The organism is Protofrankia sp. Cj5, assembly GCF_917627405.1.
Taxonomy (GTDB): domain Bacteria; phylum Actinomycetota; class Actinomycetes; order Frankiales; family Frankiaceae; genus Protofrankia.
On record NZ_CAKJTO010000009.1, the window covers coordinates 13735 to 38155 of the forward strand.

Annotated in this window: 16 protein-coding genes; 5 read left to right on the forward strand and 11 right to left on the reverse strand. The window is 68.3% G+C overall.

Annotation, left to right across the window (positions count from 1 at the left end):
- Positions 1-11: 11 nt before the first annotated feature.
- The 7 genes from MJ777_RS03875 to MJ777_RS03905 all read right to left on the reverse strand — a co-directional run bounded on the left by MJ777_RS03875 (position 12) and on the right by MJ777_RS03905 (position 10168).
- Positions 12-1010 carry a glycoside hydrolase family 26 protein gene (locus MJ777_RS03875; RefSeq protein WP_239373212.1) on the reverse strand — a complete coding sequence of 333 codons (999 nt, stop codon included), beginning with the start codon at positions 1008-1010 and terminating at the stop codon, positions 12-14.
- A 107-nt stretch (positions 1011-1117) separates the two neighbouring features.
- Positions 1118-4375: a zinc ribbon domain-containing protein gene (locus MJ777_RS03880; protein ID WP_239373214.1), complete on the reverse strand. Its 3258-nt coding sequence runs from the start codon at positions 4373-4375 to the stop codon at positions 1118-1120.
- A 117-nt stretch (positions 4376-4492) separates the two neighbouring features.
- Entirely contained in the window at positions 4493-6163 is a 1671-nt protein-coding gene (locus MJ777_RS03885; RefSeq protein WP_239347896.1) for an Hsp70 family protein, read from the reverse strand.
- A 30-nt stretch (positions 6164-6193) separates the two neighbouring features.
- Entirely contained in the window at positions 6194-7105 is a 912-nt protein-coding gene (locus MJ777_RS03890; RefSeq protein WP_239311764.1) for a nucleotide exchange factor GrpE, read from the reverse strand.
- 184 nt (positions 7106-7289) lie between these two features.
- Positions 7290-7973 (reverse strand): Tellurium resistance, encoded by a 684-nt coding sequence (locus MJ777_RS03895; protein WP_239311762.1) that lies wholly within the window; start codon positions 7971-7973, stop codon positions 7290-7292.
- Positions 7974-8056: 83 nt separating this feature from the next.
- Entirely contained in the window at positions 8057-9211 is a 1155-nt protein-coding gene (locus MJ777_RS03900; RefSeq protein WP_239373216.1) for a DUF475 domain-containing protein, read from the reverse strand.
- A 381-nt stretch (positions 9212-9592) separates the two neighbouring features.
- The gene (locus tag MJ777_RS03905) at positions 9593-10168 is read right to left on the reverse strand and encodes a TerD family protein (RefSeq protein WP_239311758.1); all 576 of its coding nucleotides are present in this window, start codon (positions 10166-10168) and stop codon (positions 9593-9595) included.
- 503 nt (positions 10169-10671) lie between these two features.
- Here MJ777_RS03905 and MJ777_RS03910 point away from each other — a divergent pair.
- The 4 genes from MJ777_RS03910 (at position 10672) to glgB (ending at position 18677) form a co-directional block, all read left to right on the forward strand.
- Positions 10672-12651: an alpha-1,4-glucan--maltose-1-phosphate maltosyltransferase gene (locus MJ777_RS03910; RefSeq protein WP_239373263.1), complete on the forward strand. Its 1980-nt coding sequence runs from the start codon at positions 10672-10674 to the stop codon at positions 12649-12651.
- A 2-nt stretch (positions 12652-12653) separates the two neighbouring features.
- Positions 12654-14375 carry a maltose alpha-D-glucosyltransferase gene (treS, locus tag MJ777_RS03915; protein WP_239311756.1) on the forward strand — a complete coding sequence of 574 codons (1722 nt, stop codon included), beginning with the start codon at positions 12654-12656 and terminating at the stop codon, positions 14373-14375.
- Positions 14376-14512: 137 nt separating this feature from the next.
- On the forward strand, positions 14513-15865 hold the full coding sequence (locus tag MJ777_RS03920) for a phosphotransferase (RefSeq protein WP_370652638.1): 1353 nt from the start codon (positions 14513-14515) through the stop codon (positions 15863-15865).
- Positions 15866-16316: 451 nt separating this feature from the next.
- Entirely contained in the window at positions 16317-18677 is a 2361-nt protein-coding gene (gene glgB / locus MJ777_RS03925; RefSeq protein ID WP_239373220.1) for a 1,4-alpha-glucan branching protein GlgB, read from the forward strand.
- A 108-nt stretch (positions 18678-18785) separates the two neighbouring features.
- Here the strand turns inward: glgB and MJ777_RS03930 are convergent, their stop codons facing one another.
- On the reverse strand, positions 18786-19787 hold the full coding sequence (locus MJ777_RS03930; RefSeq protein ID WP_239308563.1) for a tetratricopeptide repeat protein: 1002 nt from the start codon (positions 19785-19787) through the stop codon (positions 18786-18788).
- Between the two features lie 174 nt (positions 19788-19961).
- Positions 19962-20333: a thiamine-binding protein gene (locus tag MJ777_RS03935; RefSeq protein ID WP_239308562.1), complete on the reverse strand. Its 372-nt coding sequence runs from the start codon at positions 20331-20333 to the stop codon at positions 19962-19964.
- A gap of 233 nt (positions 20334-20566) precedes the next feature.
- Between MJ777_RS03935 and MJ777_RS03940 the strand changes: the two genes are divergently transcribed.
- Positions 20567-22135: a hybrid sensor histidine kinase/response regulator gene (locus MJ777_RS03940; protein WP_239373222.1), complete on the forward strand. Its 1569-nt coding sequence runs from the start codon at positions 20567-20569 to the stop codon at positions 22133-22135.
- A 4-nt stretch (positions 22136-22139) separates the two neighbouring features.
- Here MJ777_RS03940 and meaB read toward each other — a convergent pair whose 3' ends face one another.
- Entirely contained in the window at positions 22140-23153 is a 1014-nt protein-coding gene (gene meaB / locus MJ777_RS03945) for a methylmalonyl Co-A mutase-associated GTPase MeaB (RefSeq protein WP_239373224.1), read from the reverse strand.
- Entirely contained in the window at positions 23150-24334 is a 1185-nt protein-coding gene (locus MJ777_RS03950) for an acetyl-CoA C-acetyltransferase (protein WP_239308559.1), read from the reverse strand. Before MJ777_RS03950 ends, meaB begins: the two co-directional genes overlap by 4 nt.
- Positions 24335-24421 lie beyond the last annotated feature (87 nt).

A 24421-nucleotide genomic window follows, 5' to 3' on the forward strand; every position in this document is an offset into this window, starting at 1 on the left:
AACCGGGTCCGTCACGACCTGCCGAACAGCCGCTTGTACTCAGCGGCCGACCGAGCGTTCCGCCCACCGTACATGATCGTCGAACACACATTGTCCGGCGACGAGTCGTGAAAGTAACTTTCATAGCCGATCACGTCCGCGTTCGTCATGAAACTGTCATACATCTTCCGGACGTAGAACGGGTTGTCGCCGCCAGCATCACCGCCACAAGACGTGACACCCCACTCACCCACGCCGACTTTCCGGCCATGCGCACGAGCGAACCGAATGAGATCGCAGAGACCGTTGACGCTGTCGCACTGACGCTGCCACGCCGCCTCGTCCCGCACCGGCGGGTAGTGATCGTAAGCGTCGATACCGACGACGTCAACGTAGGCATCACCGGGGTAGGCGTCCCATGGATTCCCGCTCGCCGGTACCGGGGAACTGTGGGCATTGAACGTCCAGTCAATCCTGACCTTCGGGTTTGCGGAACGGATGGCAACGGCGATCCGACGAAAACACTCCGTGAAATTCCTGGCGTCGGCGTCCGCATGCCAGTACATGTACATCCCGTTGAACTCCCAGCCGATCCGTACGATGGAGTCAGCCCGGTTTTTGCGCGTGAGAAAGGAGCCGAATCTCCGCCAGTGCTCGTCATAAGCGCCGCGGGCGCACGCGGCATTGCTCCCCTGCCCCTCCGGAAACGTCGGCTGGCTGATGACCAGTTTCCCCGGAAAAGCCGCGAAGTCGTCCACCGGCCAGTCGGGCTCGGATATCGGGCCCCACCCCCTGTCCCGGCTCGTAAAGACGAGCGCCACGTCGACCGGCCGGTCCCGCCACGCGCCAAAGGCCAGATAGGGCGCCAGCTCGTTCGCCAGGTGCACGCCGGACAGCCAGGGCAGGCCCGACAGCCTTCCCCGGGTATCCCAGCCGGTGACCGGTGGTGAACCGCGATTCCGGAGCGCCGGCCCGATGGCGAGGACTCCGGCAGCGGCGACGATGCCGGACAGTACCAGGCCCGCGGCCACCCACCGCCACCCGATCGGCAGCGACCGGGCCCGCTGGTCACCTCTTCGAGAGCTCCCACGAAAACCCGCCCGGAGGCCTTGATGATCATTGGCACGGCGCAAGCGATTCACCTGACAATCAGGGCTTCGTCCGGCGGATGACGGAGAATCACCCCAGTGGGGGCCCTGTCACCCGGTATCCCGCCGACCGCCGCGGCCGCGGCTGCGGCTGCGGCTGCGTTCTCCGGCGAGCTCAGGAACAGGCGTACCCCCCAGGGAAGCTCCGCGCCCTCGAGCGAGACCTCGAGCGTGCGCGCGGCTGTCGCCGGCACCGCCGACACCCGCGCCAGCGGGTGCCCATCTTCGTTCGCCTGCGGTGGGGTCGTCCCCGGCCGCGCGACAAGCACCATCGCCGGCAACGGCCCGTCCGCGCTGATCTGCACGCGCAGGGTGCGGCGGCGCCAGCCAGACCGGGCCAGGGTGTAGGTGACCGTCATCTCCCGGTCGTGATGGTCGTGCGGCTCATGCGGCTCATGCGGCTCATGCGGCTCATGCGGCTCATGCGGCTCATGCGGCTCATGCGGCTCATGTTGGGCAGCCGAGCGGGCTACAACTGCCGTACCGAGCGCGGCCGCACGCAGCGTCCCGCCGGTACGCACCAGTGGATAGCAGGCGACGAAGTAGGGCGAACCGTCACGCGGCGCGGCGAGATGCCACCCTCCCTTGATCTCCAGACTGGCGTTGGTGACCTTCGCCTGGAAGGCGCTCGGATCGTCCGGCCCGGTCGGGAACTGGTCCCGGCGCCACAGGACACGGGCCTCGGTAATCCCCGATGGCAGCTGAAAGGACAACACGATCTCCTCGCCACGGTCGTCCGCACGCAGCTCCCGGATGCGCTCGACCACCAGATGCCGCACGCCACGGCCGGCCACCGCCCGGCCATCGCGCACGGCCACCGGTGTGTACTCCAGCTCTCCGACGGCCAGGGGGTCCACCAAGTGGCCGTCCCCACTCGACCCAACCAGCCGTGCCCGCTCGGCTATGTTCGCCAAGTCGATCTCGGCGCCCTCGGCCCCGACCGGAGACGCCGACCCGGGGCCCGCCGCCGGCACGGCGTAGATCCGCACATGCGTGTCCGGCATGCTGCTCCAGCGCAACGCGGTCTGCCCGTTGACGGTGGTGACCGCCAGATCACGTACCAGCGGCGGGCGTGGCGTCACCGTAATCGTGATCCCCGAGCCGGCGGTCCGGGAGGGCTGCCCGTCCACATCCCGATATTCGACATACACCCAGTAGCGGTAGGTGACACCGGCCTGGACAGCCGTGTCGACATACTGGCCGGCGCTCGCCCGGATCCGACGCATGGGGACCAGCACCGGCGACGACTCGTCCACGGTCCGATCGATTGTGACGGCGTCCACGGGGCCGTCCAGCCGCCACGACAGCCTCACATCGGCACCGGTCTGCTCCGCATGCAGGCCCGCTACATCCCGCACCACCACGATACCGGGCGTACGCACCGCTACCGACCGCCGGCTGCCCACGATCGCCGTCACCTCGTGACGAACCATCACCCCAGCCGGGGCTCCGGCATCGGACAGCTCGGTGGACCGAGTCGTACCCAGGCTGCGTTCAACCGGCGCTGCTCCCCCCGGGCCGCCCGTCTCCCCCACCAGCCTGACCACCCGGTAGGACACCGGCCCAAGCGCCGAGGGAGAGGCCCGCCAGCGCAGCACCACGGCACCGTCCTCGCTGCTCGCGGTCAGCTCGGTTGGCGGCGGGAGTGGCAGCGCCGCCAGTGCGGCCAGCGCCGCCCTGCTGTCAGCCACGGTCGCGAGCACCGCGGCCAGCGCGTTCTCCTGCTCGGCTGGCGGCAGTGCCCGCGCCGCGTCGACCCGGCGGCGGATGACCTCCTGGTGGGCGGTGAGCTCGGCAAGCACCTCATCCGCGGAACGCCCGTCCGGACCGGGCACATCGGATGCCTGGGCGACGAGCCAACGGGCCCCGTCGGCAGCGGCGTCCTCGCAGCGGGCTTCGCGGTACTCGACCAGTGCCCGCCACCCGGCGTCGGCAGCGGCCAGCGCGGCCCGCAGCCGCGCGTCGAGATCCTCGGCCGCGCGGGCTGCCTGCCCACCCACCGCCACGAGCACCGAGCGCGCTTCAGCCAGCAGCTCACCGGCGTGCTTGGGATGGCCGTTCTCCAGGTCCCGACGGATCGCGGCGAGGGCATCAGCCGCCTCGCGGGCCTGGCGCAGACTGTGCCCGCAGAACCGGCACGCCGCCGCGGCGGCCTCGGTCGCCCGGCCGCACGAAGGACACGCGGTGTAGAGCTCGGCGTCGCAATAACGACAGACGCGTGAACCGTCCACCGGCTCCGGGCGGCTGCAACACGGACAGACAACGTAGTCGACGACGGCACCGGTCGTCACCGCCGCGCCCAGCTCCCGGGCGATACCGAGCAACACGGCCTTCGCCTGTGCCGCCGAAAGCCCCCGCCCGGCCGCTAGGACCTCCCGGACCAGCCCCTCGAAAGCGGCCGGCCCCAGCTCACCATCGAGAACGACGTGTTCCTCGACCTTCGGCCGGATCTCGTCGCGGGCATCGGCGATCAGCCCGGCCGTGTAGGCGGCCGGATCACCGTCGAGCAGCCTGGTGCGCACCTGCGCGAGCAGATCGGCGGTCACCGTCTTCTCGCGGTCAAGCGGACGCCGCTGATTACCCTCGACAAGGAGGTCGTAAGCAGCCTGGATCCGGGCCGGCACGGAGTCGGCTGGAACACCCAGCAACGCCCACAGGGACGCGGTGCCAGCTCGATCTCCGTCGCGTAGCTGCCGCAGCTCGATCAGGCGATCACGGATCTGGCGCCGCAGCCCCGGCGCGAGTGGCTCGGCCTCATCGCCGGAACCATCCTCGATCACCTTCTCACCGGCGAGGATCGCGTCGAACTGTTCGGTGGTCACCCCGTCAGCCGACGCCAGCCGGCGCAGCCCCGCAATTCGAGACCGGGGAACCCCACCAAAACGCTCACGCACAGTAGCGAGATTGCGAGCCACCTTGGCCAGCCGTTCGGCATCCCCGCTGCGGCGTGCGGCCAGCACGCGAAGCCGGGCCTGCTCACGGCTGTGCGCGTCCAGTAGCGGCGCCTCCCACTCGGCCCTCCGCCGGACCAGTGCCGCCGCCAACGTCGCGTACCGTGCCGAGTTCCGCTGCCGCTGCAAAAACGCGATGACGCGGGCCAGGTGTGCGCGTACCTCGGCCTCGGTGTAAACGACGGCCGGGTCCAGCGCAGCCACGAAGAACGGGTCCTCAAGATCGAGATTGGACCGGCGTTGCAGCTCCGCCAGCACACGCTGGCGGTAGCCGCTGCCGTCGAACACCACGCTCACCGCTCCACCTTCGTCCCCACCGCGGAGCGTATGAACCCAGCCCGGACGCGGCACCGATCTCGCCGCACCATATGTACCGGACATGTTCGCGCGCCGCCGGAGACCGCTCCAGCGACATCAGTCCCGCTGCTTGAGCAACGTGATCTTCTTTGTCTCCTCGTCCCGCATTACCTCGCTGCCCACACCCGCGGTGACCTGCAGAACAAGCGGCCCGGTCACGCCGGGATGTGTGGCGGTGACGACGATCGTCTGGTCCGGGCGCATGAGAAAGGTGACATCTACGGGGGTGCCGCGGGGATGGCCCCCGGGAATCCCCGCGATAGCACCTTCGACGATCACCTTGTTGTCCTGGAGGATGGCCGACTCAGCGCTCGTCCCCTGCTCGAACACGCGGATATCGACCTCCGTCTGATCATCGGAGATCGTGTAGAAGGTCTGGGTGACTTCGATCGGCAGCGGATCGTTGCGATGCGCAAGAAACGCCGCGACCGCCTTGCCGCGGTCCTCCGCGAAGATCCCGAAACCGCGGGAGGTCACATTGGTGACTTTCGTCTTGACCAGGTCCACGACCGCGGTGGTCGTCAGCCCGAAATCACCCGCCGCGCCCGACACCGAGCGTTGGACGTCGGCCGGCGCCGCCGCGTCCAGGCTCGCTCCGGCGGCGAGCCTGCCCTGGGCGACCAGGTCGTCCAGGACGTACCGCTCCAGCTCCTTCTTCTGCCCGAACACCGCGGCCCCCTTGGCTACAGCAAGATCGGGATCGACCAGACGTGGGGTCAGACCGAAGCTGTCCGCAATCTTGTGGGCGACCGCCGGGCTCTTGCTCATGCCGCCGACGAGCAGGCAGATGTCCACCTTGTCGACCCCGCGCTCCCTGGCCCTGGCGAGCACCGATCCGGTGAGGTCGAGCGTCCGCTGCAACAAGGCAGCGGTGATCTCCTCAAAATCCGTCCGGGTCACGGTCACGCTCGCCCGCCGGCCACCGTGAACCACCAGCACGTCAACGCTGTCACGACCGGACAAAGCCAGCTTCGCGTCCTCCGCCGAGGTCAGCAGTTCCTGTTCGTCGTAGACGTCGTCGAGCGGGTCACCGGCGTCAGGCTGCGCCTCGGTGAACTTCTGGGCCAAGAAGCGCACCAGCTCCGCGTCCCAGTCGGCACCGCCGAGCTCGTGGTCACCATCGGTGGCCACGACTGTGATCGCGTTCTTCGACAGGCGGATGACGGTGGTGTCGAAAGTGCCACCGCCGAGATCGTAAACAAGCACGGTCGTGTCCGCCACACCGTCCTGGGCGAACCCGTACGCGAAGGCGGCGGCCGTGGGCTCATTGATGATGTCCAGCACGTTCAGCCCGGCGAGCTCACCGGCGAGCTTCGTCGCCTTGCGTTCCTCGTCCCCGAAGTAGGCCGGGACGGTGATGACCACGTCCGTCACCGCGGTTCCGGTTGCCCGCTCGGCATCAGCGGCGAGCGCCTTGAGGATGAGGCTCGACACGGCTGGCGCGCTGTACTCCTCACCCTGCACGACAAACCGCCAGTCGGCCTCACCCATGTGCCGTTTGACCAGGCTCGCCACATCGTCCGGGCGAATCCGCGACTGCCGCTTCGCCTGTGTACCGACGACAAAAGTGACGCCGCCGCCCGCCGATCCGTCGAACAGCACCACCGATGGCGTCGTCGGCTGCGACTCGATGTTGCGGATCACGTCAGGGCGCCCGTACTCGTCCACCTGGGCGATACACGAGTACGTCGTTCCCAGGTCGATTCCGAACACCTTTGTTCGCGCCATAAGGTCCCTCCAACAAACCGCCGCCGGGTTTCAGTGTGCCCGAAAAACCTCCACCTCGGCTGGTCGCACCACCGTCGACTCACCGCGGACGAATCCGGGCTTGAGCGTGCGGGCGATCGTCCGATCGCGGCCGGGGTCGTCGACGCCGACCCGGCGCATCCCGGTGTGCCGGGCCGGATCGAAGGGCATTCCCACCACGGCGGTATACGGGCGGACATCCGCGGCGAGGTCCATCACCTGCAGCAGCTGTTTGCGCAGGATGCCCGCAACGCTTTGGCCGTCATCCGCGCCGAGGCTGGTCATCTGGTCGTGCAGCCGCATCAGCCCGCGCAGCAGGGGCGCCATCGCCTCAGCCAGCTCGCCTGCCCGGAGCCGGGTGTTCTCGGCGTGCAGGCGATCCACCAGATCCGCATCGTGGCGCCGGAGCCTGGCCAGTTCCTCGACCCGCTGGTGGAGCTCGTCCAGCCGCACGGTTGCCGCGGCGCTCACGGCGGTGAGGCCCGCCAGGTCCGCGACTCTTGCCGACAACATTGAAAGATCAATATCGGCGACCGGCTCATCGTGAGCCTCCCCGCTGTCAGGATCAGAACACTCCAACGCAGCTGGCTCCAGCTGCGTTGGTTCCAGCTGTGCCGGCTCCGGTTCTGCCAGCTGTGCCGGCTCCGGTTCTGCCGGCTCCAGCGCAACCGGCACAGCGCCCGCGCCCGACGGTCGCCGGCCGGCCGGATCTCCGGTCGCGTCGGGCTCGTCGGGCCTGTCGGTCCCAGCAGGCGGCCGCGCCTGCGCCGGCCGGGCCAGCCCGGCAGGGCCAGCCCGGCGGGAGACATCCACAGCGGTATCCCCATCCATGCTCCCCTGGACGCCGTCCGCGGGCGGGCGGGCGGGCGGCGCGTCCTCTTCCGGCACGTCCCCCGCCACGGCCGCGGCGTCCTCAGCAGCCACGCTATCCTCCGGCCCGCTGCCGGCTTCGTCCGTGGACGAATGGCCGCTGCCGGACGGCGGCGGCTCCAACGGGTACCAGGGCGGCGCGTCGGCCACCGGCTCCTGGCGTGGCCGGAACATCGAGTACCTACCGTCATCCCCAGCAGAGGGCGTCACCGAACGGTTCATGATCGCGCGCCGCCGCCTACTTGCGTCCCGGGGCCCAGTTCAGACCCCATCCATACGCTCGATCAAGATCCTGATGACCGCTGACATAACGGACCTCCCGGTTCACCACGAGGTCGTTACCGCTGGAGTTGGTCAGCAGAGCGATCGCGCACATCCTGGCGTTGCCCGCCCGCTCGTCCAGCCGTACCTCGATCGGCGCGCCGTTGGCCGGGGTCAGCGTCACCACGGCGTTCGCCTGGTCGAAGTTGGGGACACCGGAATAGATGAAGGCAAAGACCAGCAAACGGTGGATCTCCCCCACCCGGGCGAGGTTGACGAACAGGTTCTCCCCGCCGCTAGAAGCCCCGGTCCGGTCGTCGGCGTCAAGCTGGATGTACGGCGGCGCCGCAAAGGATCCGAAGCTGTCACCCAACGCCTGCACCACGCCCTTACGGCCGTCGGAGAGCTCATAAAGACAAGCCAGGTCGAGGTCGATGCCACCGGAGACAGCGCCGAGGACGCGCTTGAGGAAGCCGCCCCGGCCCCCGGTGGCCGCGCCTGCCTGGGTTGTCCAGTTGAGGTTGACATGTAGCCGATCACCTCCGCCCTGCTTGCTCAGGGAGACCGAAGGCGTGTTCTTGGTCAACGTCACCTTGCTCAGCGACACCCGCCCTGGGCTGGGTTCCTGGCCGCCAGACCGCTTGCTGTAGTCGATAGGCATAACCCGCTCCCTTGCGGTGGTCGTGACATAAGCTTAGTGGTCGCCGCCGCCCGGACGGCGCCTCGCGTCATCGACCTGGGACGCTATGAGCGGGCCGTCACCACCTTGCCCGGCCGTTCGTCCTGGTCGCTGTCAGGTCCCCCGGCACCGCTGGCCCGCTGCCTGTCACGGTTGCGGTTGCGGTTGCGGACGGACGACGCCAACGCGATGGCGATGAACCCGACGCCGACAAGACCAGTGATGATCTCAGGAACCTCGGTCTCGATGCTGACAGCGAGGATCACCGCCAGCGCGCCGATGGCGTAGTGGGCACCGTGCTCCAGGTACACGTACTCCTGCAGGGTGCCTTTGCGGACCAGATACACGGTGAGCGAACGGATGTACATGGCGCCGATACCAAGCCCGGCCGCGATAATGAAGATCTCCTGGGTGATCGCGAAGGCACCCACCACACCGTCGAAGGAGAAGGAGGCGTCCAGCACCTCCAGATAGAGGAACAGGAAGAAGGCGGCCTTCCCGCCGGCCAGCACCACCCCGTTCGGGGCACCGGCCGACCCGGTACCCGCCTTGTCCTCGTCCTCGTCCTCGTCCGGCTCCTCACCCACCCCACGCGCCTCGAAGAACTCACCGAGGCCGCGCACCCCCAGATAGGTCGCAAGCCCCGCGACACCGGCCGTCAGCACCTGCTGGGTCGCGTGATCGGCGAACACCTCAGCCACGACGAGCAGCGCGACAAGCGCGACCACGACCGACAGGACGTCGAGACGGCCGGCCTTGCGCAACGGTTCCTCAAGCCAGCGCAGCCACTGGATGTCACGTTCGGGGTCGAACATGAAATCCAGAAAAATCATAAAGAGGAAGATCCCGCCGAAGGCGGCGATCGAGGGATGCGCGTCCCCCAGCCGCGCCGCGTACTCGTCCGGGTTGTTCAGCGCGAGGTCGAAGACCTCGAGCGGGCCCAGATGAGCGGTGACGGCGACGATGACGATCGGGAACAGCAGGCGCATCCCGAAGACCGCGATCAGAACACCGACAGTCAGGAAGATCTTCTGCCAGAAATCGTTCATCCGGCGCAGGATCGTCGCGTTGATCACAGCATTGTCGAAGGACAGGCTTATCTCGAGTACGGCGAGGATCGCGACGAGCGCGGCGGTCTGCGGGCCCCCGATCACTCCCGCCAGAGCGACACCAACTACCGTAACCGTCAGTGACCAACCAAAAATGCGCAAGGTGTGCACGCGGACAGATACCTCCCCCCGGACCGGGTCTGGCGCGGCGCCGGGAGCACCACCGCGCCTCGACCCCGGTCCGGAGCGTCGAGGCATCACGTCAACCGCAGGTTCAGGTGGCAGCTGTCAGGGCCGGCGGGCACGCGAGCACGAAGGCCCCGGCGGACCCGTCGGACCACAGGGCATTCCGACAGGTCCGCCATGACGAACTCCGGGTGGGACGGCTTCGCCCGCCACCCAGCGTCGTGATCACGTACACGTGGCCTACCCGGCCGATGAACGGCCCGACCCAGGCATCGTAACGGCCCGAACCAGCACCGCGGTAAGATCATCTACAGCAGGGCCAGGACTGGGAACAGGGATGGGGCCGCGCCGGAGGCAGCGGGAAGATCAGACGTTCACGCCGTAGTCCCGAGCGATGCCGGCAAGTCCGGTGGCGTAGCCCTGACCGACCGCCCGGAACTTCCACTCCGAACCGTGCCGGTAAACTTCACCAAAGACCATGGCAGTCTCGGTGGAGGCGTCCTCGGTGAGGTCGTAACGTGCGATCTCGGCGCCCCCCGCACCGTTCACGATCCTGATGAACGCGTTGCGTACCTGGCCGAAGTTCTGCTGACGCGAATCCGCATCGTAGATCGAAACCGGGAACACTACCTTGTCGATCTCTGTTGGCAGGCTGACGAGATTCACGTTAATTGCTTCGTCGTCGCCCTCCCCCTCACCAGTCAGGTTGTCGCCTTGGTGCTCAATGGCGCCGTCCGGGCTCTTGAGGTTGTTGAAGAAGACGAAGTGGCCGTCCGACAGCACCCTGCCATCGGCCCGGCACGCGATCGCGCTCGCGTCAAGATCAAAATCTGCGCCCGTGGTGCTCCGCGCGTCCCAGCCGAGGCCGACGACGATGTTGGCGAGGCCCGGCGCCTCCTTGGTCAGCGAAACGTTCCCGCCCTTGCTGAGGCTGACTCCCACTGCTCCTCCTGCTGTCATTGCGATCGGGGCTGTCCTTGTGCCGCGGGTCTTCCAGCGCCCTGGTCGTCCCCCGCACCGAGCGCGACGCAGCCTACTGGACTCGATCACGCATGCTCACGGCGACATGGGGTCACCGGGGCCCGTCTTCTCCGGGACGAACGGGACCACGCGAGGGTTCCCCACCAGACAGCTGAGCACACCCGGACGCCGTGGCCCCGTCGCGCCGCCCCGCAGCCCGCCCCCGCGTGAGCATGGCCGGCGGGGGTATCTCCGACCGGAAACCGACGGTGAGCCGGTTCACCCATGGCAACAGGCCTACCCGGAACGCTCATCAACATGGAGACTTCGATCCGATGCCGACATCCTCCTCGCCCGGCGGACCGCCTCCGTATCACCAACACAACCCCACCCAGTGGCCCCATGCTGTTCACGTTGGGGTGCCACCAGCCGGTACAAAAGAGGCGGAGTATCTAGAGGTGGTTCCCCTCGATAAGGTCGCGGCGATGATCGGACGCTCAATAGGCCGGGTTGTCATCTCTGACATCAGCCCCGCCGTATCGTGTGGACAGTGGCCGTCGCGGGCGGTAGAGGGTGAGATCCTCACCGTCACCGCGACGGTGTTTCGGGATGGGCACGATCTGATCGGTGCCAACGTGGCGCTGTCAGGTCCGGATGGCCGCGGCACCCCGTTCACGCGGATGCGGCCGGTCGACGCGGGAACCGACCGCTACGAGGCCGAGGTACAGGTTGATTCAGAAGGCCTGTGGGGCTTTCGGATCGAGGCGTGGGCTGACCCCGTGGCGACCTGGCGGCATGCCGTTGAGATCAAAACGGCCGCTGGCCAGAGCCTGGACGAGCTGGCGGTCGACTTCGAAGACGGGGCCCGGCTGTTGCTCCGCGCGCTGCCGGGGGTCCCCGAAGGCCGCCGCGCGGACATCCAGCGAGCTGTCAACGCGTTACGTGATGATGCTCTCACCCACCCACGTGAGCGGATAGCCGCGGCATGCGACCCGGCGCTGGTCGCCCTGCTTGACCGGTGCCCGCTGCGGGAGCTCGTCACCCGTTCACCGTTCTACCGGGTCTGGGTGGACCGTCCCCGAGCGCTGTTCGGAAGCTGGTACGAGTTCTTTCCGCGCTCCGAAGGGGCGAGTCTGGATCCACCACGCTCAGGAACCTTCGCGACCGCGGCGCGGCGGCTGCCCGCCGTCGCCGCGATGGGCTTCGACGTGGTCTACCTGCCGCCGATTCATCCCATCGGGGAGGTCAACCGCAAGGGTCCGGACAACACTCTCGTCGCGGGTCCCGACGATCCCGGTTCACCCTGGGCGATCGGCAGCGAGAGCGGTGGCCACGATGCCGTCCACCCGGCACTGGGCACGATCGAGGACTTCGACGAGTTCGTCGCCCAGACCCGGGCACTGGGTATGGAGATCGCTCTCGACCTCGCCCTGCAGTGCGCACCGGACCACCCGTGGGCGAAGCAGCACCCGGAATGGTTCACCATGAAGAGCGACGGCTCCATCGCCTATGCGGAGAATCCGCCGAAAAAATACCAGGACATCTACCCGCTCAACTTCGACAACGATCCGGTCGGGCTTTACCACGAGGTGCTTCGTGTGGTCAGGTACTGGGCCTCGCACGGCGTGCGGATATTCCGGGTCGACAATCCCCACACGAAGCCGGTCCAGTTCTGGGAGTGGCTCATAGCCGAAGTGAAGTCGACCGAACCGGACGTGCTGTTCCTGTCTGAGGCGTTCACCCGGCCGCACATGATGCGGGCGCTTGCCAAGGTGGGCTTCACCCAGTCCTACACCTACTTCACCTGGCGCAACACAAAGGCTGAGCTGGAGGCCTATGGGCGGGAACTGCTGGCGACCGCGCACTACATGCGGCCAAATTTCTTCGTCAACACCCCCGACATTCTTCCGGGGTATCTACAGGACGGCGGTGAGGCAGCTTTCAAGATTCGCGCGGTGCTGGCTTCGATGCTTTCCCCGGCGTGGGGGGTCTACGCTGGGTACGAACTCTTCGAGAACATTCCCCTCCGGGCCGGCAGCGAAGACTACCTGCACTCCGAGAAATATCAGTACCGACCTCGGGACTGGGCCGGCGCCGAAGCCGCCCGACGTTCACTAGCACCATATCTGACCATGCTGAACCGGATACGGCAGGAACATCCGGCCATGCACTGGCTGCGCAACCTCCGCTTTCACCACGCGGACGGCGACGAAATCATGGTCTTTTCCAAGCGGACCGGGCAGGCACCGGACGACGATCGCGTCCTGATCGTCGTCAACCTTGACGCCCATAACGCCCGGGAGACGACCGTTCGTCTCGACATGCCCGCCCTCGGCCTCGAGTGGTGGGACACATTCGATATTCACGACGAGATCAGCGGGGCGAACTACAGGTGGGGGCACGAGAACTACGTCCGACTGGATCCGGCGACGGAACCAGCCCATATCTTCATCATCCGGCGCTGAGGATGAATGACAACGGCTCCCGTGCCGGCAGCGCAACCGCTGGCGGCACGGCTTCGAGCAGCCGCGCCGAGGAGCTTTCCCGCGACCCGCTGTGGTTCAAGCGGGCGGTGTTCTACGAGGTCCTCATCCGTGGTTTTGCCGATTCCAACGGCGACGGCACCGGCGACCTTCGCGGGGTCACCGGCAAACTCGACTATCTGAGCTGGCTCGGGGTCGACTGCCTGTGGCTGTTGCCGATCTACGACTCACCGCTGCGGGACGGCGGCTACGACATCGCCGACTATTTCCGCATCCTGCCGGAATTCGGCGACCTCGGGGACTTCGTCACGCTGGTGGACGAGGCCCACCGGCGCGGCATCAGGATCATCGCGGACCTGGTCATGAACCACACCTCCGATCAGCACCCCTGGTTCCAGTCCTCCCGCGCTGACCCGGACGGTCCCTACGGCAACTTCTACGTATGGTCGGACACGGACGAGAAGTTCCCGGACGCACGGATAATCTTCGTCGACACGGAGAAATCGAACTGGACCTGGGACCCGGTGCGCGGGCAGTACTACTGGCACCGCTTCTTCTCCCACCAACCCGATCTGAACTATGACAACCCGGACGTCCAGGAGGCGATGCTCGAGGTCCTCCGGTTCTGGCTGGATCTCGGGATCGATGGATTCCGCCTGGACGCGGTCCCCTACCTCTACGTGCGAGAGGGGACGAACGGCGAAAACCTCCCCGATACTCATGAGTATCTGCGGCGGATCCGCAAGGAGGTGGACGCGAAATATGCCGACCGGGTCCTGCTGGCCGAGGCGAACCAGTGGCCCTCGGACGTGGTCGAGTACTTCGGCAACGACGACGAGTGCCACATGGCATTCCACTTCCCATTGATGCCGCGTATCTTCATGGCAGTCCGCCGGGAATCCCGCTATCCGATTTCAGAAATCCTCGCGCAGACGCCGGAGATCCCGCCGAACTGCCAGTGGGGGATATTCCTGCGCAACCACGACGAGCTGACCCTGGAAATGGTCACCGACGAGGAACGCGACTACATGTACGCCGAGTACGCGAAGGACCCGCGTATGAAGGCGAACATCGGGATACGCCGGCGGCTCGCGCCGCTGCTGGACAACAGCCGTGACCAGATGGAGCTCTTCACCGCGCTGTTGCTGTCGCTGCCGGGCTCGCCTGTCATCTACTACGGCGACGAGATCGGCATGGGCGACAACATCTACCTGGGCGACCGCGATGGTGTCCGGACTCCGATGCAGTGGTCACCGGACCGCAACGCCGGTTTTTCGACCGGCGATCCGGCCCGGCTCTACCTGCCGCCCATCATGGATCCGGTCTACGGCTACCAGGCGCTCAACGTCGAGGCCGAGCAGCGGATGCCGACGTCCTTTCTCTCCTGGACACGGCGCATGATCGAAGTGCGGAAGAGGCATCCCGTCTTCGGCCTCGGCAGCTATGAGGAGCTACCCGCGTCCAATCCGTCCGTCTTTGCCTTTGTGCGGGAGTTCGGCGACGACCGGGTGCTGTGCGTGGCCAACCTCTCTCGTTTCGCGCAGCCAGTCGAACTTGATCTGCGCAGGTTCATCGGGCTGGTTCCCGTCGAGTTGCTGGGCGGCGTGCGCTTCCCGCCGATCGGCGAGCTGCCGTATCTGCTGACCTTGCCCGGACACGGGCATTACTGGTTCGCGCTCACCCAGCCGGGGGCATTCACCCCCTGACGGACCAGCACGTAAGGTCGACAAAATGGATGTCCGCCGGAGCTCCGGGCGCGCGATCTGTTCCTTGTGCGCGGCCGGTGGCTCCGCGGGCTCTGGCCGCTCCGCGGGGGCCGGCGATGACGCACGGGAGAGCGATGATGGCGGGCGACGATTCTGACCTGGTCGACCTGCTGACCTCCTGGCTGCCACGGCAGCGCTGGTTCGCCGGCAAGGGGCGGGCCTGGGGCGGTCTGCGCATCATCCAGGATGTGCGGCTGTCCGCGCTGCTCCGGCATCTTGTCATCGAAGTCCGCTATGCCGATCACGGCCTGATCGATCGCTACCAGGTACCGCTGGTGACGAGACCGGACGCGCCCTACGGGCATGAGACCTTCCTGCTCGGGAAGTCCGCGGACGGGCTGGTGTACGACGGCCTGCACGACCCGGACGGCAGCGCCACCCTGCTGGCGTTCATCCAGGGCCGCGAGCCACACGGCGATCTCGTGCCGTACACGCTGGAGGAGCTGGCTACCTTGCCCGCCCACTCGGTGGGGGCCGAGCAGTCCAACACCTCGATCGTCTACGGTGATGCCTACATCCTGAAGGTCTTCCGACGCCTGTGGGCCGGGAGCAACCCGGATCTGGAGATCACCCGCATGCTCGCCGGCGCCGGCAGCCCGCACGTGGCCCGTCCGGTCTCCTGGCTGGACGGCAGCCTCGACGGTGTCACCACCACGTTCGCGTTCATGCAGGAATTTCTGCGTAGCGGCACCGAGGGCTGGCGGCTCGCCCTCGCCAGCGTCCGTGACCTCTACGCCGAAGCGGACCTGCACGCCGACGAGGTCGGCGGTGACTTCGCGGCCGAGTCCGAACGGCTCGGCGCCGCCACCGCGCAGGTACACAGCCTGCTCGCGGAAACGCTGCCCAGCGCGGTCAGCGACGCCGGGAGCGTCCGGGCTGAAGCGGCACGCATGCACAGCCGGCTGGACAGCGCGATCGACGCCGTGGCGGAACTACGATCTTTCGAAGCCGGGCTGCGCAGGTCGTTCGACGAACTCGCCCATCGCGGGCGCTCGGTCAACCTGCAACGCATTCACGGGGACTACCATCTGGGCCAGGTCCTGCGGGTTGACTCGGGGTGGGTGCTGTTCGACTTCGAGGGAGAACCAGCGCGTCCGGTTGCCGACCGCACGGCGCTGCAGCCCGTTCATCGTGATATAGCCGGTATGCTCCGGTCGTTCGACTATGCGGCCCAGTCGATGCTGCTGGAACGGGAGGGCGAGTCCGCGCTGAGCTACCGCGCGCAGGAATGGGCAACGCGTAACCGTGACGCCTTCTGCGCCGGGTACGCCGGCAGCGGCGGGTACGACCCGCGTGAGGATGCCGTTCTGCTGCGAGCTTTCGAGCTCGACAAGGCCGTGTACGAAGTCGTCTACGAGGCACGGCACCGGCCGTCGTGGCTGCCGATTCCGCTCAGCTCGGTCGAGCGGCTGACGAGCACGAGCGGATGACTGTCGTTGACCAGGTGGCCGCCGCCGGACGTCGGGGCTCCTGCCGGATTGGCGGAACCGCTCCGGCAGGTCCGTCGGGGCATGCCGGCTGCCAGGCGGATACGTCGCGAGGCGGATACGTCGCGAGGCCGCGGAGAAAGGCGCCCTGGTGCTGGGGGCATCGACCGACGAGCCGGGGTACCCCGTGCATCGCGCGGCGATGGATGGGGAGCGATGATGCGAGGCGCCGCCCGGGCGGCGCGAGCCGGACAGTCCTGTTGCCGGAGCCTCCCAGAGGCCCCGGCAACAGGACGTTCGATCAGGGAGCGGCGTCCGGGCGGATGGATCGCGAGGCGGCGGAGGGAGGCGCCCTGTGTTGGGCGTCGACCGACGACAACGACGCGAGGCGCCGCCCGGGCGGCGCGAGCCGGACAGTCCTATTGCCGGAGCCTCTAAGGATGGCGTGTTGTCCATGACTGACACCGACGACGCGGCGGGTGGTCCTGGCCAGGACCACCCGCACGATCTTTCCGATAGCGAGTCCACCAGTACCCGTTCCCCGCGCGTCGCAACAGCTGAGCAGCAGGAGTGTCCCGTCCTGTCCCTGCTCGCCGAAAATGCCGATCTTGACCGGCTCGTGAGCGGCGCGCATCATGATCCACACAGTATCCTCGGCGCCCATCCCCGTGGCGACTATACGATCGTGCGGGCGCTGCGGCCGGACGCGGTGAGCGTCGCCGTCCTCACCGAAGGTGAACGCTACGAATGTGCCCGGCTGCACAGCGGCGGGGTGTTCGCCGTGGCGCTGCCTACCAGCACGGTCCCCGACTACCGCCTCGAGGTCGGCTACTGCGACGCCACCCACGTCGTCGACGATCCCTACCGCTACCTGCCGACGCTCGGGGAGATGGACCGCCATCTCATCGGTGAGGGCCGCCACGAGCAGCTCTGGAAGGCGCTCGGCGCGCGGGTACGGTGCTACCCGAGCGCAACCGGTGAGATCCACGGAGTCGGTTTCGCCGTGTGGGCGCCGAACGCGCGGGGCGTCCGGGTCGTGGGTGACTTCGACTTCTGGGACGGTCGCGCCTACCCGATGCGCTCGCTGGGGGCGGCGGGCGTGTGGGAGCTGTTCGTGCCCGGCATCGGCGGCGGCTGCCGCTACAAGTACGAGATCCTCGGTTTCGACGGTGTCTGGCGGCAGAAGGCCGATCCCCTCGCGCTGCACACCGAGAACCCACCGGCCACGGCGAGCATCGTCTTCGAGTCCGACTACACCTGGGGCGATCAGGCATGGCTCGCGCGCCGCCGCGAGACCCCGTGGCACGCCGCGCCGATGTCAGTCTACGAGGTGCACCTGGGGTCGTGGCGCAAGGGACTGTCCTACCGGGAACTCGCCGACGAACTCGTGGACCACGTGCGGGAGCTGGGGTTCACCCACGTCGAGCTGCTCCCGGTCGCTGAGCATCCATTCGGCGGCTCGTGGGGCTACCAGGTGTCCGCCTACTACGCCCCGACGTCGCGCTTCGGTGATCCCGACGACTTCCGCCATCTCGTCGACCAGCTGCACCAGGCCGGCATCGGCGTCATCATGGACTGGGTTCCCGCGCACTTCCCCCGCGACGTCTGGGCGCTGGGCCGCTTCGACGGCACACCGCTGTACGAGCATCCCGATCCGCGGCGCGGCGAACAGCCCGACTGGGGAACTTACGTCTTCGACTTCGGGCGGCCCGAGGTACGCAACTTCCTGGTCGCGAACGCCGTGTACTGGTTCGAGGAATTCCACATAGACGGGCTGCGGGTCGACGCTGTCGCGTCCATGCTCTACCTCGACTACTCCAGGCCCGCCGACGGCTGGGTGGCCAATATCTACGGTGGCCGGGAGAATCTGGAAGCCGTGTCCTTCCTTCAGGAGACCAACGCCACGGTCTACCGGCGTGCCCCAGGCGCGATCATGATTGCCGAGGAGTCGACGGCCTGGCCCGGTGTCACCCGACCGACCCATCTCGGTGGCCTGGGTTTCGGCTTCAAATGGAATATGGGCTGGATGCACGACACGCTGGACTACCTGTCGCGGGCACCGGTGTTCCGTGCCTACCACCATCACCAGATGACCTTCTCCATGATGTACGCCTACTCGGAGAACTTCGTCCTGCCGCTCAGCCACGACGAGGTGGTGCACGGGAAGGGCTCCCTGCTCCAGAAGATGCCCGGTGACCGCTGGCAGCAGCTTGCCAACCTGCGTGCGCTCTACGGGTACATGTGGGCGCACCCAGGCAAGCAGCTGCTGTTCATGGGCGGCGAGTTCGCCCAGGAGGCCGAGTGGTCGGAGGCGCGCTCGCTGGGCTGGTGGCACCTTGATGACGCCTGTCACCGCGGCGTGTCCACGCTGGTGACCGATCTCAACCGGATCTACCGTGCCACACCCGCCCTGTGGGAACAGGACACCTCTCCTGAGGGGTTCTCCTGGATCGACGCCAACGACGCCGAGAACAACGTGTTCTCATTCCTCCGCTGGGCTGGCAGCGGCTCGACATCCGCCGGCCGGCCGGCCGGTACGGTGCTCGCCTGCGTCACGAACTTCGCGGGTGTGCCGCACTCCAGCTACCAGCTCGGCCTGCCGTTCACCGGCCGCTGGCGCGAGGTCCTCAACACCGACGCCACCGACTACGTGGGCAGCGGTCTGGGGAACCTGGGCTCGGTGGTCGCCATCGACGCAGCCCATCACGGCCAGCCCGCATCCGTGCGGTTGACCCTGCCCGCGCTGGCCACCCTCTGGCTGGCCTACGAGTGCGACGGCCGGAACGGCCAGAGCGGCCAGAGCGGCCAGAGCTGACCGGGGAGAAGCGACCGGCCGGGTACGGACAGCTCCGCCACGCCACCCAACGCGGCGGAGCTGTCACCGATGGCAGGCGGAAGCTGGCGACGCCCACATCCTCAATGATCAGAAGAGGGCGGCTGACAGCGCGCGGCGCGCGGGCGCGACGGCCGGCTCGGAATCGCCCAGTGCCTCGAACAGGCTGACCAGATGTGCTCGCGCACGTTCCCGTTCGTCGCCCACGGTCCGCCGGACAACGCCGACAAGCCGGGTCAGGCCCGTTTCGACCTCGCCCTTGGCAACCAGGACGTCGGCCAGCATGATGGCCGCCTCGACATCGTCGGGGTCGGCCGACAGCCGGGCGCGCAACCCGGTGACGTCGATCGTGGCCACCCGCTGGAAAAGCCCGACCCGGGCGAGCCCGAGCGTCGCATCCGCGTCGCCGGGGGCCTCGGCCAGCCGGCTGCGGTAGGCGTCGGCCGCGGCGTCGAGATCGCCCTTGGCGAGCGCCTCCTCAGCGGCGCTGTGGTGCGCGTCGGCCGCGGCCTCCGCCGGCCCGCCCGCCAGGCCCGTGACCGCCTCGTCGACCAGTGCCAGCAGCTGGTCAAGCCACGCCCGGACCTCGGGCTCGGGAACCGCGCCGGTGAACTCACCGATGATCCGGCCACCGACGACCGCCTTGACCGCGGGGATCCCCTGGACGCCGGCGGCCTGGGCAAGCTGTGGGTTCGCGTCCACATCGACCTTCGCGAGCACCCAGCGCCCGCCGTCGGCCTCGGCCAGCCGCTCCAGTACGGGGCTGAGCTGCTTGCACGGGCCGCACCACGCCGCCCAGAAATCGACCACCACCGGGGTCTGCAAAGACCGTTGCAGGACCTCGGTCTCGAACGTCGCCTCGGTGACGTCCAAGACGACGGGCTGCCCCGCGGACGCGGACCCGGTGCGGGCCGGGCCGGGCCGGGTGCTCGCGGCGCCCGCCGAGGATCGCGACGGCGCGGGTTTGGGGTCGAGCGGGACCGCGCCGGCAAAGCGCAGACTGGCGAGCTCGCTGGGAAGCCGTGGATCCCCGGCCGCTGCGTTTCTCGACCCAGGCGGTACTGATCGTGACGAACGGGACCCAGGTGACATGGTTGACCTCCGTGGCATGACTCCATCGTTGCATCTGAACAGCGAAACCGGACATGGCCTACGTGGCAGGCGCCTACGATGCGTGCATGTCGTGATCCGAGTAGACCCGGGCCCGCCGGACCGGCTCCACCGACCAGGCAAGAACCCTGGGACAGGCAGTCGTGTTCCCTGCCGCTATGTTCCCCGCCGCCCGCCCGCGTCTCCCGCAGCCCCCGGGGGACGCGGGAGACCCGTCGGGGCATCGGCGGGGCCAGGCTCGGCCAGCCGCTGCTCGATCGAAGCGACCTTCGCCCGCAGCGCGTCCGTGACCCCGGGACGGATGTCGGCCTTGAGCACGAGGCTGACCCGGCCGGATCCGGCGGCAACCGCGTCCACCGCTCGTCGCACGACAGGCATGACCTCCTCCCACTCCCCCTCGACCGTGGTGAACATCGCGGTCGTCTCGTTGGGCAGGCCACTGGCACGCACCACTCGCACGGCTTCGGCGACCAGGCCGCCGACATCCTCACCCGTCCCGATCGGTGTCACGCTGAACGCCACAAGCATGGCTCACACCTACCACGCGGCCCGCGAGGGCCAGTCGCCCGGGTGCGTTGGGCACGCCGCGGAAACCATGATCTCCCACTGGCCGCTCCGCCAGAAAAATGCTACGGTCCGCGACATCATAAATCCACGGACGGCACAACCGAGGCTTCAACCAAACCCGGGACAACGCTCCCTGACGGCACGCCCTACCATTGCCCGCCGTGGAGTGGAAAACACGGGGCGACGAGGCATAGGTGGTTCCACGGACCCTCCTCGACGCGCTGACCAGCCTGGTGGTGGTGGTCGGCGCGGACGGTCGTGTGCTCGATGCCGGCGTCGCGGCCAGAACCTTTCTCGGTGAACGGCTGGCCGGCACGGAGCCGGTCCACCTCAGGGACCTGGCCGACCTGGTCGATCCCTCGTCACAGGTCCGGCTGCGCGACGTCGTGCCGCGGGCGCTGGCCCGCGCCGGGCAGTGGCGCGGAAGCGTCGACCTCGTTGACGCCGCGGGCAACGTGGCGCCGTATCTGGTGTCGGTACGGGTCGACCCGTCCGGCGCAGTAGTGATCGTCGCGAATGACACCGAGGACATCCGCGCCCGGGAGGCGGCCGAACGGGAGTCCCGGGCCACGGACGAGTTCATCGCACGGCTCGGCCACGAACTGCGCACCCCGCTCAACGCGGTGCTGGGCTTCGCCCAGCTGCTGGAGCTCGAGCCACTGCCAGCGGAGCTGCACGAGGACGTGGAGCGCATCATCACCGGCGGCAGGCACATGCAGGCCCTCATCGACGACGTACTGGATCTGGCCCGGCTGCGGGCCGGGCGCGGGGACATCAACAAGGGGCCCGTCAACGTCCTGGAAATCGTCCAGGGCGTCGTCGAACTGGTCGAACCACTCGCGGAACAACGCGGCATCCGCCGTGTCATCTCGCCAGCCGAGCCGCTGGTCGCCGACGCTGACCGCCGCAGGTTGTGGCAGGTCCTGCTCAACCTGGTCGGCAACGCGTTGAAGTACGGGCGGGAGGGCGGCACCCTGCGGGTGGGTATCGTTCCCGTCACCGGAGCCCGGGTCCGGATTGAGGTCGAGGACGACGGCAACGGCCTCCCGCCCGAAGCCATGGACCGGTTGTTCCGGCCGTTTGAGCGCCTCGGAGCCGAACGAACCGGCGTTGAGGGCAGTGGACTGGGCCTTGCGCTGTCACACGCGCTGGTAACCGCGATGGGTGGTGTCCTGACCGCGGCAAGCCGTTTCGGGGTGGGCAGCGTCTTCGCGGTCGTTCTGGACACCATCGACGTCCGCTTCGACAGCGATGACGACTTCGACGGGTACGAATACGGGCATGGGCACGGGCACGGGCACGGGCACGACGATTACGACGGATTCGCTCCGGTGCCGGCCGTCCCGGCCGCACGAGCGGGCTCGGCGTCGCGGCCCGCCGGCCATCTCCGCGTCGTGCACATCAGCGGCGATCCCGCGACCAGAACAATGGTCACCCATGTACTGCGCAACTCCCTCGGCGCGGACACCGTCACGGTGCCGCGGGCCGCTCTCGCCCTCGACGCCGTCCGGCGGGCCCGGCCGGCGCTGGTGCTGCTGGACCGGGAGCTACCGGACAGCAGCGCCGAAGACCTGCTCAGGACGCTCACGGCGGACCCTCGGGCGGGGCGGGTACCCGCGGTCGTGCTCACCATGGACGACGATCCGCGGGAGCTCGTGCGGCTGCGGCAGGCTGGCGCCGTGGCCGTGCTGGGAGCGCCCCTGGACGTCGCCGCGATAATCGCCGCGGCTGGTCACCTCACCGCCGCGGACCCGGCGCGCTGAGCCCTCAGCCGAGGCGCGTCGCCGCACCCAGGGCGGCGACGACCCGGTCGGCGGCCGTGTAGGGGTCTATCCGGCCGGCGGTGACCTGCGCGGCGAGGCCATCGATCAGATCACCGCCGCGCAGATCCCCCATGCGCTGCCGAAGGGCGGTGAGCGCGATCTGCTCGATCTCGTCAGCGGCCCGCCGCCGGCGGCGGGCATCAAGGACGCCGTGTCCGACCATCCAGGCACGATGATCAGCGATCGCCGCCACCACCTCGGCGATGCCCTCTCCGCGTGCGGCCACGGTCTTGCGGACCGGAGGCCGCCACTCCTGTCCGGAGGCCGCGGGCCCGGTAAGCGCAATCATGTTCTTGAGCTCACGGTAGGTGTGTTCCGCGCCGTCGCGGTCAGCCTTGTTGACCACGAGGATGTCGGCGATCTCAAGGATGCCTGCCTTCGCGGCCTGGACGCCGTCGCCCATCCCCGGCGCCAGCAGCACCAGCGTGCAGTCGGCCAGCGACGCGATGTCGACCTCGGCCTGGCCCACCCCCACCGTCTCGACGAGCACCACGTCGAAACCGGCCGCGTCGAGCACCCGCAACGCCTGTGGAGTCGCCCAGGACAGCCCGCCCAGCTGCCCCCGTGAGGCCAGCGACCGGATGTAAACCCCCGGATCGGTGGCATGCTCCTGCATCCGCACCCGGTCGCCGAGCAGCGCGCCACCGGTGAACGGCGACGACGGGTCGATGGCCAGCACGCCGACCCGCAGGCCGCGCGCTCGAAACGCGGCCACGAGCGCGGACGTCGAGGTCGACTTGCCCACCCCGGGGGAGCCGGTAAGGCCGATCACCTGTGCGTGGCCGGCTCGTGGCGCGAGCAGGGCCATGATTTCCCGGAGCTGCCCGGCCGCATCCTCGACCAACGAGATCAACCGCGCGACCGCCCGCGGATTACCGGCGACCGCCGCATCCACCAGATCGGCGGCGGATGCGGTACGCGGCCGGGCCGGGGCCGCTGGCGCCGAAGCCGGGATCACGCCGGGACGCGCAGGATGAGGGCATCTCCCTGACCACCGCCGCCGCACAGGCCGGCGGCACCGGTACCGCCGCCGCGGCGACGCAGCTCAAGGGCGAGCGTGAGGGCGATCCGGGTACCGGACATGCCGACCGGATGGCCGAGGGCGATCGCGCCACCGTTGACGTTGGTGATCTCCGGGCCAATACCAAGATCGCGCATGGCCTGGATGCCCACCGCGGCGAACGCTTCGTTGATCTCATAAAGATCCACGTCCGCGGGGGTCAGGCCCTCCTTGCGCAGCGCCGCCGAGATCGCGTTGGCCGGCTGCACCTGCAGCGAGGTGTCCGGGCCGGCGACGAAGCCGTGGTGGCCGACCTCGGCGAGCACCGGCAGCCCGAGCTCGGCGGCCTTCGCCCGGCTCATGACGACGACCGCCGCCGCGCCGTCAGAGATCTGTGACGCCGAACCAGCCGTGATCGTGCCGTCGGCGGCGAAGGCGGGACGCAGTTTCGCCAGGGACTCGGAGGTGGTGTCACCGCGGACCCCCTCGTCCTGGCCGACGGACACCGGGTCGCCACGCCGCTGCGGCACCTCGACCGGGACGATCTCGTCATCGAACAGGCCGTTCTTGATGGCGGCGGCGGCCCGCTGGTGCGAGCGGGCGGCGAACTCGTCCTGCTCGGCCCGGCCGATCCCCAGCCCCGCGTTGTATCGCTCGGTGCCCAGCCCCATCACCACCTGATCGAACGCGCAGAACAGAGCGTCGTGGGCGGTGGCGTCCACCAGTTCGGCGTTGCCGTAACGGACGCCCTCGCGCAGGGACGGCAGCAGGTGCGGCGCGCGTGTCATCGACTCCATGCCGCCGGCGACGACGACGTCGAACTCACCGCTCGCGATGTAGGTGTCGGCCAGCGCGATCGCGTCCAGGCCGGAGAGGCAGACCTTGTTCACCGTGATCGCGGGCACGCTCATCGGGACTCCGCCCCGGACCGCGGCCTGCCGAGCGGTGATCTGGCCCTGGCCAGCCTGGATCACATGGCCCATGATCACATAATTGACCTGATCGCCGCCAATGCCCGCGCGCGCCAGGGCAGCTTTGATCGCGAGCCCGCCGAGCTCGACGGCGGAGAAGGTCTTCAGAGCGCCGGACAGCTTGCCGATCGGGGTCCGCGCGCCGGCCACGATGACGGAACCAGGCATGGATGGCCTCCCGGGAGACGACTGCGTGTTCTGCAACAATAACGTGATCTTGCGTCAGATGCCCCCGCGCGGCGCGGTGCGGGTATG

Coding starts and splice junctions, on each gene's coding strand:
- MJ777_RS03885 (WP_239347896.1), bottom strand. CDS start 6,163: ATGGCGCGAACAAAGGTGTTCGGAATCGACCTGGGAACGACGTACTCG.
- MJ777_RS03895 (WP_239311762.1), bottom strand. CDS start 7,973: ATGCCTATCGACTACAGCAAGCGGTCTGGCGGCCAGGAACCCAGCCCA.
- MJ777_RS03910 (WP_239373263.1), top strand. CDS start 10,672: ATGATCGGACGCTCAATAGGCCGGGTTGTCATCTCTGACATCAGCCCC.
- treS (WP_239311756.1), top strand. CDS start 12,654: ATGAATGACAACGGCTCCCGTGCCGGCAGCGCAACCGCTGGCGGCACG.
- MJ777_RS03920 (WP_370652638.1), top strand. CDS start 14,513: ATGGCGGGCGACGATTCTGACCTGGTCGACCTGCTGACCTCCTGGCTG.
- glgB (WP_239373220.1), top strand. CDS start 16,317: ATGACTGACACCGACGACGCGGCGGGTGGTCCTGGCCAGGACCACCCG.
- MJ777_RS03930 (WP_239308563.1), bottom strand. CDS start 19,787: ATGTCACCTGGGTCCCGTTCGTCACGATCAGTACCGCCTGGGTCGAGA.
- MJ777_RS03935 (WP_239308562.1), bottom strand. CDS start 20,333: ATGCTTGTGGCGTTCAGCGTGACACCGATCGGGACGGGTGAGGATGTC.
- MJ777_RS03950 (WP_239308559.1), bottom strand. CDS start 24,334: ATGCCTGGTTCCGTCATCGTGGCCGGCGCGCGGACCCCGATCGGCAAG.